The 18014-nt window shown below is 39.9% G+C and carries 18 protein-coding genes; 4 read left to right on the top strand and 14 right to left on the bottom strand.

Going from position 1 to position 18014, the window contains the following annotated elements; all coding sequences use genetic code 11:
- Nucleotides 1-4 precede the first annotated feature (4 nt).
- Together hisD and JG735_RS03100 are read right to left on the bottom strand one after the other, a co-directional pair.
- The gene (hisD, locus tag JG735_RS03105; protein WP_201335373.1) at nt 5-1297 is read right to left on the bottom strand and encodes a histidinol dehydrogenase; all 1293 of its coding nucleotides are present in this window, start codon (nt 1295-1297) and stop codon (nt 5-7) included.
- 19 nt (nt 1298-1316) lie between these two features.
- The gene (locus JG735_RS03100; protein WP_236584211.1) at nt 1317-2213 is read right to left on the bottom strand and encodes a 1-aminocyclopropane-1-carboxylate deaminase/D-cysteine desulfhydrase; all 897 of its coding nucleotides are present in this window, start codon (nt 2211-2213) and stop codon (nt 1317-1319) included.
- A gap of 58 nt (nt 2214-2271) precedes the next feature.
- Here JG735_RS03100 and JG735_RS03095 point away from each other — a divergent pair, with 58 nt between their 5' ends.
- On the top strand, nt 2272-3333 hold the full coding sequence (locus JG735_RS03095; protein ID WP_201335372.1) for a murein L,D-transpeptidase family protein: 1062 nt from the start codon (nt 2272-2274) through the stop codon (nt 3331-3333).
- A complete protein-coding gene (locus JG735_RS03090) occupies nt 3303-4355 on the top strand; it encodes a M14/M99 family metallopeptidase (RefSeq protein WP_201335371.1) in 1053 nt (350 codons plus the stop codon). The genes JG735_RS03095 and JG735_RS03090 overlap by 31 nt, the downstream gene beginning before the upstream one ends.
- 19 nt (nt 4356-4374) lie before the next feature.
- Here the strand turns inward: JG735_RS03090 and fbaA are convergent, their stop codons facing one another.
- Genes fbaA through JG735_RS03075 form a run of 3 tightly spaced genes read right to left on the bottom strand, consistent with a single transcriptional unit; the run spans nt 4375 to nt 7052 of the window.
- Nucleotides 4375-5451: a class II fructose-bisphosphate aldolase gene (gene fbaA, locus JG735_RS03085; RefSeq protein ID WP_201335370.1), complete on the bottom strand. Its 1077-nt coding sequence runs from the start codon at nt 5449-5451 to the stop codon at nt 4375-4377.
- 11 nt (nt 5452-5462) lie between these two features.
- Nucleotides 5463-6281: a peptidyl-prolyl cis-trans isomerase gene (locus JG735_RS09940; protein WP_201335369.1), complete on the bottom strand. Its 819-nt coding sequence runs from the start codon at nt 6279-6281 to the stop codon at nt 5463-5465.
- 57 nt (nt 6282-6338) lie between these two features.
- On the bottom strand, nt 6339-7052 hold the full coding sequence (locus JG735_RS03075; protein WP_012081937.1) for a YebC/PmpR family DNA-binding transcriptional regulator: 714 nt from the start codon (nt 7050-7052) through the stop codon (nt 6339-6341).
- A 59-nt stretch (nt 7053-7111) separates the two neighbouring features.
- Between JG735_RS03075 and nth the strand changes: the two genes are divergently transcribed.
- The gene (gene nth / locus JG735_RS03070; protein WP_201335368.1) at nt 7112-7762 is read left to right on the top strand and encodes an endonuclease III; all 651 of its coding nucleotides are present in this window, start codon (nt 7112-7114) and stop codon (nt 7760-7762) included.
- On the opposite strand, the gene JG735_RS03065 is transcribed toward nth, so the two are convergent.
- Genes JG735_RS03065 through JG735_RS03030 form a run of 8 tightly spaced genes read right to left on the bottom strand, consistent with a single transcriptional unit; the run spans nt 7749 to nt 14318 of the window.
- Nucleotides 7749-8159, bottom strand: a complete 411-nt coding sequence (locus JG735_RS03065) for a hypothetical protein (RefSeq protein ID WP_201335367.1) — start codon at nt 8157-8159, stop codon at nt 7749-7751. The genes nth and JG735_RS03065 overlap by 14 nt on opposite strands.
- Nucleotides 8156-9394: a M20/M25/M40 family metallo-hydrolase gene (locus JG735_RS03060; RefSeq protein WP_201335366.1), complete on the bottom strand. Its 1239-nt coding sequence runs from the start codon at nt 9392-9394 to the stop codon at nt 8156-8158. The genes JG735_RS03065 and JG735_RS03060 overlap by 4 nt, the downstream gene beginning before the upstream one ends.
- Nucleotides 9395-9424: 30 nt before the next feature.
- Nucleotides 9425-9925, bottom strand: a complete 501-nt coding sequence (locus JG735_RS03055) for a host attachment protein (RefSeq protein ID WP_201335365.1) — start codon at nt 9923-9925, stop codon at nt 9425-9427.
- A gap of 28 nt (nt 9926-9953) precedes the next feature.
- The gene (galU, locus tag JG735_RS03050; RefSeq protein WP_201335364.1) at nt 9954-10778 is read right to left on the bottom strand and encodes a UTP--glucose-1-phosphate uridylyltransferase GalU; all 825 of its coding nucleotides are present in this window, start codon (nt 10776-10778) and stop codon (nt 9954-9956) included.
- Nucleotides 10775-11326, bottom strand: a complete 552-nt coding sequence (locus JG735_RS03045; protein ID WP_201335363.1) for a hypothetical protein — start codon at nt 11324-11326, stop codon at nt 10775-10777. Before JG735_RS03045 ends, galU begins: the two co-directional genes overlap by 4 nt.
- The gene (locus tag JG735_RS03040; protein WP_201335362.1) at nt 11323-13173 is read right to left on the bottom strand and encodes a TonB-dependent siderophore receptor; all 1851 of its coding nucleotides are present in this window, start codon (nt 13171-13173) and stop codon (nt 11323-11325) included. Before JG735_RS03040 ends, JG735_RS03045 begins: the two co-directional genes overlap by 4 nt.
- Before the next feature lie 36 nt (nt 13174-13209).
- Nucleotides 13210-13710, bottom strand: coding sequence for a cob(I)yrinic acid a,c-diamide adenosyltransferase (locus JG735_RS03035; protein WP_201335361.1), 501 nt, complete (start codon nt 13708-13710; stop codon nt 13210-13212).
- Nucleotides 13707-14318, bottom strand: coding sequence for a hypothetical protein (locus JG735_RS03030; protein ID WP_201335360.1), 612 nt, complete (start codon nt 14316-14318; stop codon nt 13707-13709). The genes JG735_RS03035 and JG735_RS03030 overlap by 4 nt, the downstream gene beginning before the upstream one ends.
- Before the next feature lie 57 nt (nt 14319-14375).
- Here JG735_RS03030 and JG735_RS03025 point away from each other — a divergent pair, with 57 nt between their 5' ends.
- Nucleotides 14376-14564 carry a hypothetical protein gene (locus tag JG735_RS03025; RefSeq protein WP_201335359.1) on the top strand — a complete coding sequence of 63 codons (189 nt, stop codon included), beginning with the start codon at nt 14376-14378 and terminating at the stop codon, nt 14562-14564.
- On the opposite strand, the gene metH is transcribed toward JG735_RS03025, so the two are convergent.
- Nucleotides 14561-17959, bottom strand: a complete 3399-nt coding sequence (metH, locus tag JG735_RS03020) for a methionine synthase (protein WP_370583467.1) — start codon at nt 17957-17959, stop codon at nt 14561-14563. The two genes, JG735_RS03025 and metH, sit on opposite strands and share 4 nt — an antisense overlap.
- Nucleotides 17960-18014: the final 55 nt, after the last annotated feature.

Genomic DNA, 18014 nt, shown 5'->3' with positions numbered 1-18014 from the left:
CTTCCTATTTATTTAGTCTTATCTCTATGGATTTCGCATGCGCTTCAAGTCCTTCGGTATGTGCCAAAATGGCGGCAGCATCACCAATATCTTGCATCGCTTGGCGCGAAAAATTGATGATAGAACTCTTTTTCAAAAAATGTTCCACATTTAATGGACTATAAAATCTTGCCGTTCCGCCCGTTGGCAAGGTATGGTTGGGTCCTGCAATATAGTCACCAATCGGCTCAGGCGTATTCTCACCTAAAAAGATAGCACCGGCATGCTTGATTTTTGAAAGCAGATCAAAAGGATTTGCTGTCATGATCTCAAGGTGTTCAGGGGCGATGGTATTCATAAGTTCAACCGCTTCATCCATATTGGACGCAACGATAATGGCACCCCGTTCCTCAATCGATTTTTGGGCAATCTCTCTTCTTTGAAGATTTTGCAAAAAGAGCTCTACTTCATCACTGACAGATTGTGCAAGCTCAGCCGAGTCCGTTATCAAAATGGAACTCGCCATCTCATCATGCTCTGCTTGACTCAGTAGATCAATTGCAACATATTTTGGATTCGCACTCCTATCGGCGATAATGCCGATTTCGCTTGGCCCCGCAACCATATCGATGTTGACTTCGCCAAAAACCAGCCTTTTGGCCGTCGCTACAAATATGTTTCCAGGTCCAGTAATGACATCTACTTTCGGTATAGACTCAGTTCCATACGCCAAAGCGGCTATAGCGCTCGCCCCACCCACTTTATATACTTTTTCGATACCGCACAAATGGCAAGCAGCCAATAATAGATGGTTTGGTTCATTGTGAGGCGTAGGTGTTGTGACGACGATCTCTTCCACACCCGCAACGAGTGCTGGAATTGCATTCATCAGTAGACTGCTTGGATAGGCGGCTTTTCCTCCTGGAATATAGAGTCCCGCTTTTTCAACAGGTGTCACTTTTTGTCCCAAGATCGTCCCACTCTTTTCAAAATCGACCCATGATTTTGGCAGCTGCTTTTCATGATATCTTTTGATTCGATCATAAGCCAGATGAAGAGCGTCTCTCAATGTTTCATCCAATTGCTCATATGCTTTTTGCATCAAGCTTTGATCAATTTGTAGATCCGTACCCGTTTTTGGTTGCCAATGATCAAACTTTGCAATGTGCTCAAAAAGAGCTTTATCTCCATCATGTTTAATCTCTTCTATTATTTTTGTAACGATAGGCATCACCCATTCATTGTCCTCTTGGGCTCTTTGTAAAATAGCTTCAAATTCTTTGGAAAAATTACTGGATTTTGTTTCAAGTATTTTCATACTCCACCTTTTGTGAAATTTATCTGATTGTATCAAACTTTTTCTTGTATCTCTCTATCATCGTCTCATTGCCTTTAAGACCTCCTTGATGGATATATAAAAAAGGAATTGGGAATCGGGAGTTAGAAATTATCGTTTTAAAAGCAATTGGATCATATAGCAGATCAAATTCGACTCCTGTCTGTTCCTTTAATTTTTGCCATATTGCAAAAAGTTCTTTGTAGAGTTTGCCAAAATGATATTTTTTGGGTGGCTCAAGTATGGTTGGATGAAACTTCTCATCTGCTTCTAAGGCAAAAAACTGTTTTTTTAGATACTCTTTGTCGCCTACGCAAGGGACGGCAAAGACCTGGAATCGGGATAGATTTTTTTGTAGAAAAAGAGCGGTGGTACCCGTTCCTGAAGGTAAAAAGATATTCAATTGTTTTATATTCTCATTTTCAGCCCACTCCATAATTTCTTGAGCCAACAGTTTTATCCCCTCTTCAGCCTCTTTGCATCTTGCACCTTCTGGCACGATTACTACGTCATCTATTGTTTTACACTCACTAAGTAAATTCAAATCTCCAATGTCCAATGTCCAATGTCTAATGTCTTTTAGCTTCATCCCATTTTTAAGCGCCGCTTTTAAATTTCCTTTTGGATTTTGTAAAAGCTTTTCATTGATTCTTGTATAATATTCAAACTCCCATCCCCTCATTTTGGCTATAACTGAGAGTGAATACATAGCATTAGACTGCATTGAACCATAAGAGATAATTTTTTGTATATTCTTTGGAGGATTGTGTAACAAAAAAAAGAGTTTTCGTGCTTTATTGCCGCTAAAATCCGGATGGAGGAGATCGTCACGTTTAAGATAAAAAGAGAGATTTTTATAACGCACCGTTTCTACAGGTGAGGGTTTAAACAATTTCAAATCTCCAATATAGTATTATATTAATAAATTATAACATCTTCGACGAAGGGTGCAATCAATGAATATATTCATCATTCTTTTTACTACATTTTCGCTTCTTTTTGCTGAGTCTTTTGTTAATCTTTCTCATGCAAAAATAGATGATATTGAAAAATTTTTAAAAAATCTTGATCCCAAAAGTAAAATAGAGCTAGAGGTACTAGATCTTGTTCGTCACGGTGATAAAAGAAGTGCAGCCTTTTTACTTTCACTTTTACAAACCGATTCCCATACCGACGATAAACAACTTGAAAATCTTCTTGTCCATCCAAAGAGTTTTAGCGTCATTGTCGTAAGTAAAAATGAACAGAAACTCAAACTCATCTATGGAAAAAATGGATTTATACGAACAATAGAAATTCCTTGTATCACAGGTAAACGGCAAGGTGATAAATTAGAAGCCGGAGATAAAAAAACTCCCAATGGAGTCTATTTTCCCAAATGGTTTATACCCCAAGAAAAACTCAATAAAATTTATGGAGTAGGAGCATTTCCCCTTAATTATCCCAACATCATCGACAAAAAAATCTATCATAAAACAGGTGACGGAATATGGTTGCATGCTACCAATGACGACAAAAGAAAACCATTTAGCTCGAATGGGTGTGTTGTCGTAACGAATAAGAATTTTACAAAAATTAAACCATTTGTTATACCTAAAAAAACACCTATAGTAATAGTCGATGATTTTTCCTATGTAGACAAAAAAAATTTTGAAAATACAAAGCTATCTTTAGGATATTTCTTGTATCATTGGAAGAAATCGTGGGAACAGAGTGTGAATGGAAAATATAAAGATTATATTGATTGCTACAGCGATCACCTCATCAGTCGATACGGCGATAAAAAGAGTTTTACCGAATACAAAAAGCAAGTGGCACAAGGAAAAAAGTGGATCAAACTTACTCTTAAAAATCTCTATGTGACAAAAGATGGACGAGTACTCGATTACGGTCATATCTATGTTGCCTCGTTCGATATGGATTATCGATCCAACAACTATAAATGGCACGGCAAGAAGATACTGTACATCATAAAGGAAAATGGAAAATGGAAAATCTTAGCCGAAGAAAATTTATAATAACTAGTGCACTTCTAAGCGCATCTCCACTTTTTGCTAAAAATAGTTCAAAAGTCCACATCGATCTAATGAAGAAACCTTTTGAATACCATGTAAAAAAAGGAAAACTCCCCGGGAAGCGAGTTTTGATAATTGGAGGGATTCATGGTAATGAAATCGGGGCTTATAAAGCAAGCGATCTTTTAGTAGATTGCGATATCAAACGAGGTGAGCTTATCATTATCCCACGTAGCAACTTCACCTCCATTCTAGCCAAAATGCGAGGCTATAACGGAGATATGAACAGAAAATTTGCCCATATAGATAAAAAAGACCCGGATAGATATTTTGTTGAGCTTTTAAAATCGGCTATCTTGGAATTTCGGCCAGATGTTGTCATATCTATGCATGATGGATACGGTTTTGCTAGGAAAAATCCTAACCATTGGGGACAATCTATTGTTATTGATGAAAATGTATATAAAAACTTTCATCTTTATGAGGAGGCTTCTTCTATTTTAAAAGATGCGAATCCCCATTTTGCCCATTATAAACTGGGACTACTCAACACAAGAACATTTACAAGCTCACGACACAAAGAGCAGCGAAACGCATTAACAGGCTGGTGTTTGCAGCATGATATCAAGGCTTATTGTATCGAAGCTTCAAAACAGCTTCGTCTCGATCAAAAAATTTATACTCATCTTGTCATGCTAAGAGAGTTTTTTAAACGATACAAAATTGAACTTGCTCCTTCTATCGATCAGCTTATTCATGATGAGACTCTTTGGAATCACCATAAAACACCTACCGTAACATTAAAAATTAATGGAAGTATTCATAAATTTTCAAAAAGTAGTACTATTAAAATTCCAAAAGGAAGCAATATCGAAGTTATTGCAATAGACGGCAATCGGGGAAGTTATTTGATAGGAAAACATATCAATCTCAATTGGCAAAGCTTCTGTTTCTCTAAACCTCAGCAATTTTTGCTCAAAGAAGATTATAAAACAAGGATGAGACTAACCGTTTGTCCTGTCTAAAGCAGCCATAACTGCTGCTTTAGTTTACATTGAGACTTCGAAGATCCTCGTAGGCTTTAATGACTCTGGCTTTCATACTCTTTTCACCTTCTCGAAGCCATTTTCTTGGATCGTAATATTTCTTATTTGGTTTATCTTCCCCTTCAGGGTTTCCTATCTGGCTTTGGAGATAGTCGTGATATTTTTCGATATATCCCTTCACTCCACTCCAAAATGCCCACTGGGTATCGGTATCGATGTTCATCTTCACGACACCATAATCGATCGCTTCATGGATTTTGGAGAGTTCACTTCCACTTCCTCCGTGAAAAACGAAGCTCACAGGTTTTTCTTTATCGATACCAAAATGCTTTTTAATATATTCTTGAGAGTTTTTCAAAATAATAGGCTCCAACCGTACATGTCCCGGCTTATAGACTCCATGGACATTTCCAAAGCTTGCCGCAATGGTAAAATATGGACTGATGCTACTTAATCTTTTGTACGCTTCAGCAACCTCTTCTGGCTGGGTATAGAGCTTCGCATTGTCAATACCGGTATTGTCCACACCATCTTCTTCTCCACCAGTGACACCTAGTTCGATTTCAAGATGCATTCCAAGCGGTGCCATTCGCCTGAGATACTCTTCACACGTCGAGAGATTCTCTTCCAGTGGCTCTTCGCTTAAATCAAGCATATGGGAACTAAAAAGAGGCTTGCCGTGAAGCTTAAAGTACTCTTCCCCAGCGGCCAAAAGCCCGTCGATCCATGGAAGGAGTTTTCTTGCCGCGTGGTCTGTATGCAATACCACACTCACGCCATACGCTTCAGCCAAGATATGGACATGTTTTGCTGCTGCAATCGCACCAAGAATGGCTGCTTTTTGCCCTTCGTTATCCAGTCCTTTACCAGCCCAAAAATGTGCTCCTCCGTTGCTGAGCTGAATGATGACAGGAGAGTTTGCTTCCCTGGCAGCTTCCATAACGGCATTGATAGAATTAGTCCCTACAACGTTAATAGCTGGTAGAGCAAAAGAGTGCTCTTTTGCATACTCATAGAGTTTCAAAAGATCATCGCCCCAAACTACTCCTGGCTTTAGAAACGATCGTACGCCCATCAGCTATCCTTTTAGATGTTTTTTTGGATTTTTGCGCTTTTTTTCAGTTTTTCTGCCTCTTTTTGCACTATCTCTTGAAATTTTTTCATTTTCAACTGCGCTTTGATACGATCTTTGATTTGATCAAACGGAATAGTTCCGGCTGGCTTTTTCTCTTCCACATAGATGATATGGTATCCAAACTGTGTCTGAACGGGTTTCGTGGTAAAGGTACCCGGTTTCAAAGAGAAAGCGGCATCACTAAAAGGCTTAACCATCTGTCCTTTTTTAAAAAACCCAAGATCTCCGCCTCTTTTCCCACTTGGTCCGACAGATTTTGTTTTTGCAAGTTCGATAAATTTTTGCTTGAGTTGGTTTTTTGGTGTTTTTTTCAACTCATTGATGATATCTTGTGCTTCTTTTTCGCTTTTTACCAAGATGTGTCTTGCATGAACAAGTTCAGGACGTTTAAATTTATCGATATTTTTTTGATAGAACGCTTTCGCCTCTTTATCTGTCACTTTAATTGAGTCATACTTCTTTTTCATCCAGATTTGCAAAGTGAGGTCCCGTTTGATTTTCGCCAAAGCCTCTTTGAACTCCTTACTCTTTTCAACTCCGCTTCTTTCCGCTTTTTCTTTCAAAAGTTCTCTCTCGATCGCTTTATCGATGACCTGCTGTTTCATCTGTGGCGGAAGCTGTTCAAAGCGCGCACCAATTTGGGAAAGCATAGGAGCGATATCTTCTGTTGTTATCGCATGTCCATTCACTTTTGCAAGTACTTTTGCGGCTATTGCCTGCGTTGCGATAAGAGAAACGGCCATAAGTCCAGTTGCTACAATCTTTTTCATCTGTTTCCTTTGATAATTTAATGTACAGGTTTGATTATATCTTAAAATTATTAACAATTACTTCATATTATGGTACACATTTTGTACATCATCATTCTCTTCGAGCATATCGATAAGACGTTCTACCTTTTCCGCGGTTGCATCATCCACATCGATCTCGTTTGTTGCTACAAGTCCGACACTGCTTTCCAAAATTTTCGCACCAGCTTTCTCTACCGCTTCAAGGACTTGATTGAAATCTGCCGGATCCGTCTCGATTACAAGCACTTCGTCAAACTCTAAAATATCATTTGCTCCCGATTCTAATGCCGCCTCCATAATTGCATCTTCGTTCTCATCCCGCTCGACTGTAATGACACCTTTTTTCTCAAACATCCATGAAACACTTCCGCTTGTTCCAAGACTACCGCCGCTTTTGCTGAATGCGTGACGAACAGATGCAACGGTTCTATTTTTATTGTCTGTTAAACATTCAACCATGATTGCCACACCACCAGGCCCATAACCCTCATAGGTAATCTCTTCATATTTGACACCCGGTAAATTACCGCTTGCTTTATCGATAGCTCTTTTAATGTTATCTTGCGGCATAGAAACCGCTTTTGCTCGCTCTATCGCAAGTCTCAAAGCAGCATTTGTATCTGGATTTGGTCCGCCATCTCTAACAGCCGTCATGATATCACGGACCGCTTTTGTAAAGACCTTCCCTTTTTTCGCATCCTCTTTCGCTTTGATATGCTTTACTTTTGACCATTTATTATGACCAGCCATTATCTCTCCTCATCCAAAAATTTAGGTAAAATTATATCAAAAGCATTAAAGGGCTTATAATGGTACGACGAAGTGCAGAAGAGATAGCAGAGATTAAAAAACGACTCCTTGAACATTATCCGGCAGCAAAAACAGAACTCAAATATAAAAATCTCTACGAACTTCTTGTAGCTGTCATGCTCTCAGCCCAATGTACCGACAAAAGAGTCAATATGATCACACCGGCTCTTTTTGAAAAATACCCAGATATCGAGTCTTTAGCCAAAGCGGATATAGAGGATGTAAAAGAGCTTATCAAAACTTGTTCATTTTTCAACAATAAAGCCAAAAATCTGGTAGCTATGGCAAAAATGGTGATGGAGAAGTATGGTGGGAAAATACCGGAAACAGAAAAAGAGCTTGTAAAACTGCCAGGCGTCGGCCAAAAAACAGCCCATGTGGTAATGATCGAATATTTTGGAAAAAACCTGATGGCTGTAGATACCCATGTTTTCAGAGTAGCCCATAGACTCCGTTTAAGCGATGCAAAAACGAGAGAAAAGACAGAAGAGGATTTGGTCAAAGCGTTCAAAACGGATCTTGCCGCCATTCATCAGGCAATGGTACTTTTTGGGCGTTATATCTGTACGGCAAAAAACCCAAAATGTGATCAATGTTTTTTATATGATTTATGCGATAGTGAAGATAAGCGAGAGATCAAATCTGAGTAATACTCCATTTTCCGCTTTTTTTCTCTAAAACGACTTCATCACATCGTCTCTTTACATCGCCTGCAACAAAATGGCCAAATTTTCTTCCAAGCAGTGCCACGAGACCAACATCAAACCTGGCTAAAAAAGAGTTGGGATATTCTTTCATATATCGCACCAATTTCTCATAGGAAGTCAAAAAACGAAATTCATAGCAGACCTTTGCAACTGCTTTTGTCTCACTCAGTTGCTTTATCTCCTGCACATCTATTGATTGAGGTACTAAAATATTTGTCGAAGAGTATGGCGTATAGTAGTTGCTTACCATATCCGCAACAGCCCTTTTAGAAAGGACTGATTTTTGAGAACAACCCCAAAAAAGCAAAACGATCAACAATAAAAAAAGTCTTCTTTTCATCCCAACTCTTTTATAAGCTTATATAGTGGCTCTATTGTATCCAATCGTACACGTTCATGCACTGAATGTGGATATTCGATATCGGGTCCAATGGAAACAATCTGCATAGATGGAAATTTTTGGGCAAAAATGGCACACTCAAGCCCTGCATGGATTGCTTTGTATTCAACATTTTGTGTCAGTTTTTCATATTTTTTTGCAATTTCTTGCGCCAAAGGTGTTATCTGTGGTTTCCATGCCGGATACTGTCCACTCACTTCCACTTTGTAGCCTAGATTTTCAAAATAGCATCTATTTTCTTCTATAATCCGATGCAACTCTTCATCACTGTTCGCTCTTACACTACACTGAATTGTACAAATACCCTTTTCCACATCGGCAAGGGCCATATTTGCACTCACTTTTGGAATGCCAAACGTTTTTTCCCAACCTCTCACACCATGAGTATATCCACACAAATCTCCAATAATCCTATACGCGTTTTGCTGGGATTCAGCCAATTGTACATCGAAATATTGCGTACTTTGCAGCTCTTTGTTTGTGGCAATGACTGCTTTAAGATGAACCGGAATGGAGTTTCTGCGCTCGCCTGCTGTGAGGTTTACGACCAATGCATCTTTTGCAAAAAAAGCAAACTCTTTGATGGCATTTGGGATATCTTTATCAATATCCACACCAGAATGCCCACCCGGAAAATTTTTGGCTTGTACGTGATAAAAATAACTCTTTTTAACTGTAACGGGCTCTAAAGTTTTTGTCGCGATAATATCAGCGCCTCCGGCACAGCCCACATAGACTTTACCAAACTCTTCACTGTCAAGATTGATCATCTTCTTTGCTTGCAAAGGAAGCTCAAGATGGATCGCTCCAACGAGGCCAATCTCCTCATCGTTGGTAAAAAGGTATTCCGCTTCAATCCCCTCTTGCATCAGTGAAAGCATCATTGCCACACCGATACCGTTATCTGCCCCTAATGAGGAGTTTTTGGCCATAAGGTATCCATCTTTTTCCACAATCTCTATTTTTGGTGCATTTCCAACACAGACCATATCGTAGTGGGCTTGAAAAACAAGCTCCCTTTTTGATTTGAAACACAATATATTTCCAGCACTGTCTGTTCGAACCGTAAACCCTTGCTTTTTTGCAAAATCAGTAATAAACGAACGAAGAGCTTCTGTGTTCCCAGAACAGTGAGGTATGGAAGTGATTGTTTTAAAAAGTTCTAATACATGCATAGGGATACCTTTGGGAAAAACCCAAAAGTATTAGAAATGTTTTCCTTGGTTTTTGAAGATTTCTGGGATTTTGTTTTTGTCTGTTTTGGTCAGGTCTTGTTCTACGTACCGAAAAAGCTTGTTCACTGCTTCAGGATATTTTGCTTGCAGGCCCTCCACTTTTTGCCACACTCTGGAAAAGATATTTTCAGGCAACGCTAAGAAATATTTTGGCGGATTTTGCTCCGCAACCGTTTTTGCAATATCTTCTGCAATCGCTTTGATCACATCCTCTTCAAGTTTCTTTTCTAGTTCATGGCGCTCTCCCGCATTGCCTCCCATTTTTCCGGCATCTGCTTTGAATCGACCGGCCTCATCCGTTACTATGTCTTTTACTTTCCAGTGTGCTTCTACATAATCGATTGCATTGATTTGATCAAGTTTAATGTTTTGGGGCTTTAATCCTGCTTCAGCTTCTAAATCTCTTGGATTTGCTTTATAAACTTTCATCTCTCCAAGATTGGCAACGATTACGATATCTCCGATTTTCATTATGATTCCTTTTTTCTTTTTATTCTAACTACTTTTGGGTAAATTTATGATAAAAGTAATTTGTCGCCTCTACATACCCTTGCACACTCCCGCAGTCAAACCGTCTTCCTTTAAATTTATAGGCTATGACCATATTCTGTTTTGCTTGCACCCGTAATGCATCCGTTAACTGGATCTCTCCTCCAGTTCCCGGCTTTGTATCTTCAAGGATAGAAAAGATATCTGGAGTAAGGATATAGCGTCCAATGACGGCAAGATTGCTTGGTGCCTCTTCAACGGAAGGCTTCTCTACCATCTCCTCTACCATAAAAATATCTTCATCGATCTCTTTGCCACTGATAACGCCATATTTGCTTACATCTTTTTGTTCAACTTCCATGACTGCCACGATGGAAGTTTTATATTTGTGATAGAGTTCTACCATTTGAGCAAGCACACCCTTGCCTTCACCTTCACAAAGGTCATCTGCCAGTACAACACCAAAGGGCTCATTTCCTATGAGCGTCTGGCCTACAAGTACCGCATGACCAAGCCCCTTCATCTCTTTTTGTCTGGTATAAGTAAATGTGTAGTTCATGACTAAATTGCGGATATCTTGTAAAAGATGCTCTTTGGATGTCCCTTTGATTTGATGTTCAAGTTCATAACTGATATCAAAATGATCCTCTATTGCCCTTTTCCCACGACCTGTTATGATAGCCATTGTATCCATTCCAGCTTCGATCGCCTCTTCTACACCGTACTGAATCAAGGGCTTATTGACAATAGGCAGCATCTCTTTTGGGATTGCTTTGGTAGCCGGTAAAAACCTTGTCCCGTACCCTGCAGCCGGAAATAAACATTTTTTTATCATCGTTTCCTCTTAAATGATTGGATGAAGAACCATATTATAACAATTTCAATCAAAAGCAAGAGAAAATGCAGATCATACACTTGCTGTTGTTTGGAACCTTGGATGATTTTGTAAAAAAGATAACTTCCTACCATTCCGCCAAGATAACCGATCTGCTTGGCCACATCCACTTTTGTCAAAAAAAGCGCCTTTTTAACGATAAGCGTTTCAGCCCGTACCAGGTACGCTCCGAACATAAATGTGAGTTGATATCCAGCATAGACAAAAAGAGCCGTCATATAGGTATAAGGATACAACAAAAAAACGCTCACCAACACCAATATAACAACTTCTACCAGAAGCCCAATTTGAAAATATCTTTTAATGTTGAGCAATACATCATAAAATTTGGCGATAACAAGCATACCGAGGGCTAACACTATACCTCCCAAAGAGTATATAGAAGGTTCCAGCGGTTCATAAATCACAAAAATGGTACCGACCGAGAGGCCGGTAAAAAGGGAATTGAAAAATTTATAATAGAGGTATCGATGTAGATCGAGTCTCAATAACTCGCCCTTATGCCAATATAGTAACTTCTATCAGCAGTAGCATAACCGTGCACCTCTTGATAAAAGCGATTAAAAATGTTGTTTACTCGTATAAAACCGGTCATATGCTTTGCGAAATTGTGCTGCAATGAAAGGTTTGTCACATTGTATTTTCCAATATTCGTTCCATCAACATCTTCTCTTTTACCCACATAATATCCATTGATGTTTACAGTATGTTTCTCTGTTGGATACCATGAAAGTGAATATCCAATTTTCTCTTTAGCTCTTCTTACTAGATCCTTGCCAGTGGCATCTTTCGCATCAAGATGCGTATAGTTTAGTCTGAGATAAAACTTCTCAAATAAATCTTTGGAAAATGTCGCGGTGTACCCTTTAAAAGTGCTTTTTCCAGGAGCGTTATAGTAGTAATCATTCGGTGTAGACCAGTCTGAATCCGGATCGATATAGCTGATAAGATCTTTGATTGCATTGTGAAAGTAGGTAAGTTTTATCATATCGTTGCCAATGAAGAAGTTATATCCAAAACTTTTCTCGGGATTGAGATTTGACGTGGCATTGTAATTGAGTTGAAAAATAGAGGGGGCTTTATAACCAGTTGCTCCATTTGCTCCAATGTATATATCTTTTACAATCGGATATTTGATCCCTACTTTATATGTCAGTTTATCATCAAACCGGTTATAGCTATCATATCTCGCATCAACGTTAACAAGAAGCTTGTTCCATTGCAGAGTGTTCGTTACAAAAAAATATCTGTTTTGATACCCATCATTTGTAGGGGTTCCGGCCGATTTTTTTTGATAAAAGCGCTGCCACCCGCCACCAATTTGCATCGTCATGGAATTGAGTCTAAAACGGTCTCTTATCTCAAGCTCACGGATACTCCCTTCATAGCCTCCATATTGAGATCGTTTAAAACCAGAATAGGAGTATTGCAGCTTCAATATATGCGATTCGATACTTTTTTCTAAGCCAGCTTGAAAAAGCGTATCATTGATGACATTGACAGTATAAGGACCATCTGGCGCATCTGATCCAAATCCATCATAATGGACTGTCGCATCGATTTTGATAAAGTTTGCAAAGAGTTTTGCACCATACATTTCCCAGCCACTCTTTAACTGAATTTTTCGGTTTTCGTATCCGTCATCTTCTAAAGGAAGATCGCTCGCCTTTACTCCATAGAGCGGTTCTCCTCTTTTGGCGCTATAGGCACTGAATCCTTGTGTTTGGTATTTGGACAATGCCACACCAAAATAGCCTTTTTCAAATCCTTTGAAAAGATTGATATTTCCATCAAAGGTGGAGTAGTTGCCCCCTTCCATGCTCCATCCGCCATGGGTACCTTTTTGTGCACTCTTTGTCACTATATTTATCACGCCTCCCATCGCATCTGCTCCCCAGACGCCACTTTGAGGACCTCGAATAATTTCAACACGTTGGATTTGGGATAGATCGATGAGTTCAAGCTGTCCGCCATTGAGACCAGTTGGATCGTTAAAGCGGATTCCATCGATGAGAATGAGCGTTTTGTCCGGATTTAAACCTTGCAGATAGAGCGAAGTCGGCTGACCAAAACCGCCGGTTTGTACAATATCAAGCCCCTGTATCTCTTTTAGAAGTTCAGGGAGGGTCTGAACACCAAGCTCTTCAATCTCTTCAGCAGTCACAACGGTAACGTCGTCCGTCACATCTTCAAGGGCCTGCGTATCTTTGTTTGCACTCACCACTATCTTCTCAATGGATTCGACTCTCGCCGCTTGGGCATTTAGTGTGACAACAGAAACGGTCGCAGCGATTGCGGCCAAAGAGAAGTACCATCTTTTGAAACCTTTTGCCATAACAACTCCTTGAAAAATTTTAAAAACAGTAGTCTATCAAAATTCTATTCCTTTTCTTGCCATCAAACCTCGATCAAAATAGTGTTTTATCTTTTTCATCTCTGTAACAAGGTCCGCTTTGTCAATCAGCTTTTGTGTCGCTTTTTGGCCTGTCAGTACAAGCTCTTTGTTTTTGGGACAACTTTGCATCAATGCAAGAATATCCTCTTCACGTAATAGACCAAAATGCATCGCTACAATAATTTCATCCAAAATAATCAGATCAAAAGGCATCTGCAGAGTTTTTTTTGCCCGATGAAACTGATGAAACACCATCTTTTTTTGATGATCGCTGGCCTTTTCTTTGATAAAGCGGCCATCCCAGCTTCTATCAATGATGATATTGTCAAAATTTTGCAAAACTATCAGTTCACTCTCTTCCCAAGCTTTCATAAACTGGAAAAAAGCCACCCGCATTCCTGCACCCAAAGCTCGTACAGCAAGACCGATCGCCGCAGTCGTTTTTCCTTTCCCATCTCCGGTATAGATATGAATCATTGAGCAACTTTAATAACAATATCATCAAAAAAAGCTTGTGAATTACCAGAAGCCATAACACCTACCCCACCTGCTCTTTTTTTCAGGTGAGAGAGCTTTGCTATCTCTTTATTATCTATATAAATAGTTGCGTTATCATTACAATAAGCAACTTGCAAGATTTTTGGAGGAGTATTGAAAGTAAGATCTTTTGTCAATAATAACTTTGGCTTCTTGTTTTCTACCTCTTCTACAATAAGTTTTTTGTGTTTGAAATCGATACTTACTGCATAATAGTTTTTACGATCTCTTGCTCGAAAAACCACTCCAGCATTTTTTTTACTCAATAACTTTGCTTGGCAAATACCATTGGTAAAGTATGCATCTTTTGTAAAAAAAATATTTTTCTCATGTGCCTTATTTCCTCGCGGATATTTGATAAAAAGCCTCTTATTCTCATCTACTTCCCAAATTCCAGGAAACGATTTACCACTACAACTTACAATCCAACCAACAGGAATTTCACCTTTTCGCACGTTGTCAAAATCCACCTTAACAACTTTTTGAAAATGATCACATTTAGCAAATAAAAGACTTGCCAATAAAACAACATATACTATTTTTCTCATCATTAACTCCTTTTTGCTACTATATCTTTTATCAAATTTTTTACAAAAGAAAAAAAAATGTGTCTTATCCTTACTATTTTCTTTCTCATTCTTACTATTTGGGCACTCATGCAAAAAGAGTATATTTCAGCTCTTATGTATGCCTGTATTGCCCTTCTTTTTGGAGGCCTAATGTTTTGGAACATCAAAAAAACATGGAAAGAACGCCACAAAAAAAAAGATGCCATGAAATATCATGACATCTAAATATTAAAATATCTTGCCTCTGGATGATGTACCACTATCGCACAAGTCGACTGCTCTGGATGAATCTGATAAGTCTCACTCAATTCAATGCCAAACTCTTCTGGTTTTAAGAGGTTGAAGATATGGCGGTTGAGCTCAAGATCAGGACAAGCCGGATAACCCGGTGAGTATCTGGCTCCTTGATAACCTACCATCTTTACATCACGCAAATCCGGTTTTTCATTGCGTAAAATCCCAAGCTCTATGCGTATCTGCTTATGAGCAATCTCAGCCAATGCCTCGGCAAGCTCGACACTGAGACCATGCACCAAATGATACTCATGATATTTTCCAGCTTTAAAAAGCTCCCCTTCATACTCACTAAACTTGCTTCCAGCACTCACACAAGTAAATGCACTCACATCCATTTGGTCATTGTGAAAATAGTCTGCGATGCATCTATGAGGCGGTTTAGACTGCCTTGGAAAGGTGAAAATCTCGATCGCATCACCGATGATATTCTCTATCGGTTCACGATTGGCATCCTCATCTCTTTGCCAGCCAAACTCCTCTCCAAAAACATAGAGCTCATTCTCTACAGCTCTTGTAGGCCAATAGCCATAGAGAATTGTTGGCTCAAATATGTCTCCCAGCTCGCTTCTTAATCTGTTAAAAGCTGGAATCACCTTTTCATCCAATTGCTTTTGATACTCCTCTTTGCTCAGACCTTTTGATTTATATCCCCAGCGCTGTTTAAAAAGAAGCCTTTTGTTGATCCACTCATAGGCGATATCGGGGTCAATCTCAAGTATCTTTCTACCCCAAAATGGTGGGGTAGGTACAGGGGCTGGTTTTGGCAAAATGATATTTGCCGGATCGATCTTTATCTCTTCTTTTGGTTTAACCTCAGCAATCTCCTCTTCATCCTTGTCACTTCCAAGTTTTGTATCAAAGTTTCCCTCTTCGATTCTGCTCATCGCCACAATCCCATCAAAAGCATCGCGGCAATAAAAGATAGGTCCATCATAGGCCGGACGACAAAACTCATCCACAAACTTCTTTGTCAGCGCAGCCCCGCCTAAAAGCACAGGCGCATCAATTCCTTTTTGCTTCATCTCTTTGAGATTTTCCAACATCACTTGCGTGGATTTAACCAGCAGTCCACTCATTCCGATTGCCTGGGCATTATGCTCTTTATAGGCTTTGATAAACTCTTCAAGCTCCACTTTGATACCAAGATTGACAACTTTAAAGCCGTTATTGGTCAGCAATATATCCACAAGGTTTTTGCCAACATCGTGCACATCCCCTTTGACAGTTCCCAAAATGAGAGTAGTCTGGGACTGCTTATCGGTTTTTGGCAAAAACTGGTTGAGATAATCTACTGCTGCTTTCATCACCTCTGCACTTTGCAGTACAAATGGCAGCTGCATCTGTCCGCTACCAAAAAGATCTCCCACCTCTTTCATTGCTCCGATCAAAATTTCATTGATAATCTTTTCTGGATTAATGCGATCTTTGGCTTTTTCAAGCAGTGGCATCATCCGATCTTTGTCCCCATCGATAAGAAGTTTGTGGATTTGCTCTTCAAGTGGGAGTTTGCTCAGTTCATCATCACTTGCAGCCTCTTTTTTTTCTGCTTTACTGAAGTGCTCAATGAAAGCAAAGAGTGGATCGCCATTTTCGCGCCTGTTAAAGAGCAGATCTTCGCATATTTTTCGATCCTCTTCGCTGATTTTATGGTATGGAATGAGATTTTTGACATTGACGATCGCCATCGTTAAACCAGCTTCAACGCAGTGATGCAAAAAGACACTATTAAGATACTCCCTTGCATGCTTTTCAAGACCAAAACTGATATTGGATACCCCTAAAACGGCTCCCACCTCTGGATGGCGTTTTCTAAGCTCCCTGATCGCTTCAATAGTCTCTATGGCAGCTGTGTAATACTCCTCATCCCCACTTCCGACAGTAAAGGTTAAAAGATCAAAAACAAGATCACCAGGATTGAGGCCATGCAGATTTACAGCTCTTTCATACATACGCTCAGCAACCGCCAATTTTTTCTCTTTTGTCTTTGCCATTCCCTCTTCATCGATTGCCAACAGTACCAATGCCGCACCATAGCGCTTTGCCAATGAACAGATCTTGTCAAACTTCTCTATCCCATCTTCGAGGTTGGCTGAGTTGATAATCGGACGTCCGCCAATATGCTTGAGAGCTGTTTCTATAGCTGGAACTTGCGTGGAGTCCGGCATGAGAGGAATCGGGATCTTTTCATTGTAGAGCTTGATGACTTCTTTCATATCTTTTGTCTCATCACGCCCTGCAAACCCGACACTTACATCAATACCATGGGCTCCACTGCGCACCTGCTGCTGAGCGACACTCAAAGTCCCTTCATAATCGCTTTTTAGTAAAAGTTCTCTAAAAGCTTTGCTTCCTGTTGCATTACTTCGCTCACCCATCAAAAAGGGAGGAGGATTTTGCATGAGTGTACGAGCTTCAAAGAGACTTGCAATGCTTCTTGACTGCTTTCCTTTCGGAGGAAGGGGCTTTTTGCCTTCAACCGCATCTACCAAAGCTTTAATATGTTGCGGTGTGGTTCCACAGCATCCGCCAAGCAGCGCCACACCATCAATGGAAGTAAATTTGGCTTCAAGCTCTGTAAACTCTTTTGGTCCCATAGGATAGTAGGTATAGCCGCCTCTGTTTTGAGGAAGCCCAGCATTGGCATGGATACTGATAGGTCTATCCCACACTTCACTGAGCACTCTTACATGTTTTTCCACCATATCAGGACCGGTTCCACAGTTAAATCCCAAAGAAATGATGTCAAACGGTTCTAAAATAGTCGCAATCGTTGCCGCATCGGTACCGATAAGCATCGTACCGTTTTGCTCAATGGTAACACTTACCATAATGGGAATTTGGGGAGCTGTATCTTGACAAGCATGGATTGCCGCTTTGATCTGCAAAGGGTCTTGACACGTCTCAAGCAAGAAAAGATCTGCTCCTCCATCTTTGGCTCCACGTGCGGCTTCCGAGTATCCTGTATACATTGCATCATAATCGATATGCCCAAGACTTGGCAGTTTTGTTCCGGGACCCAAAGAGCAGGCTACGAAACGCGGTTTTTCCGACGTACTATACGCTATGCAAACCTCTTTGACTAGCTCACACCCTCGCTTTGTCAAATCATACGCTTCGCTGGCTAAACCATATTCTTCCAAAACCCAGGGCATTGAGCCGAACGTATTTGTTTTAATGATGTCGGCACCTACTTTGGCATATGCTTCATGGATTGACCTAATAACCTCAGGTGCAGTCCTATTCAAAAGCTCATTGCATCCCTCTTTGCCTTGCCATGCTTCAGGCGGTATCTCTTTTGTCTTCACCTGAAGCTGTGTTCCCATTGCACCGTCTATGATAAGTATTTTTTCTGTGAGTAGTTTTTTGATCAACGTTCCC

It is taken from the genome of Nitratiruptor sp. YY08-10, from assembly GCF_016629565.1.
Taxonomy (GTDB): domain Bacteria; phylum Campylobacterota; class Campylobacteria; order Campylobacterales; family Nitratiruptoraceae; genus Nitratiruptor.
The sequence above is the reverse complement of the archived record's forward strand: the minus strand, read 5'-3'. Positions and strand labels throughout refer to the sequence as shown.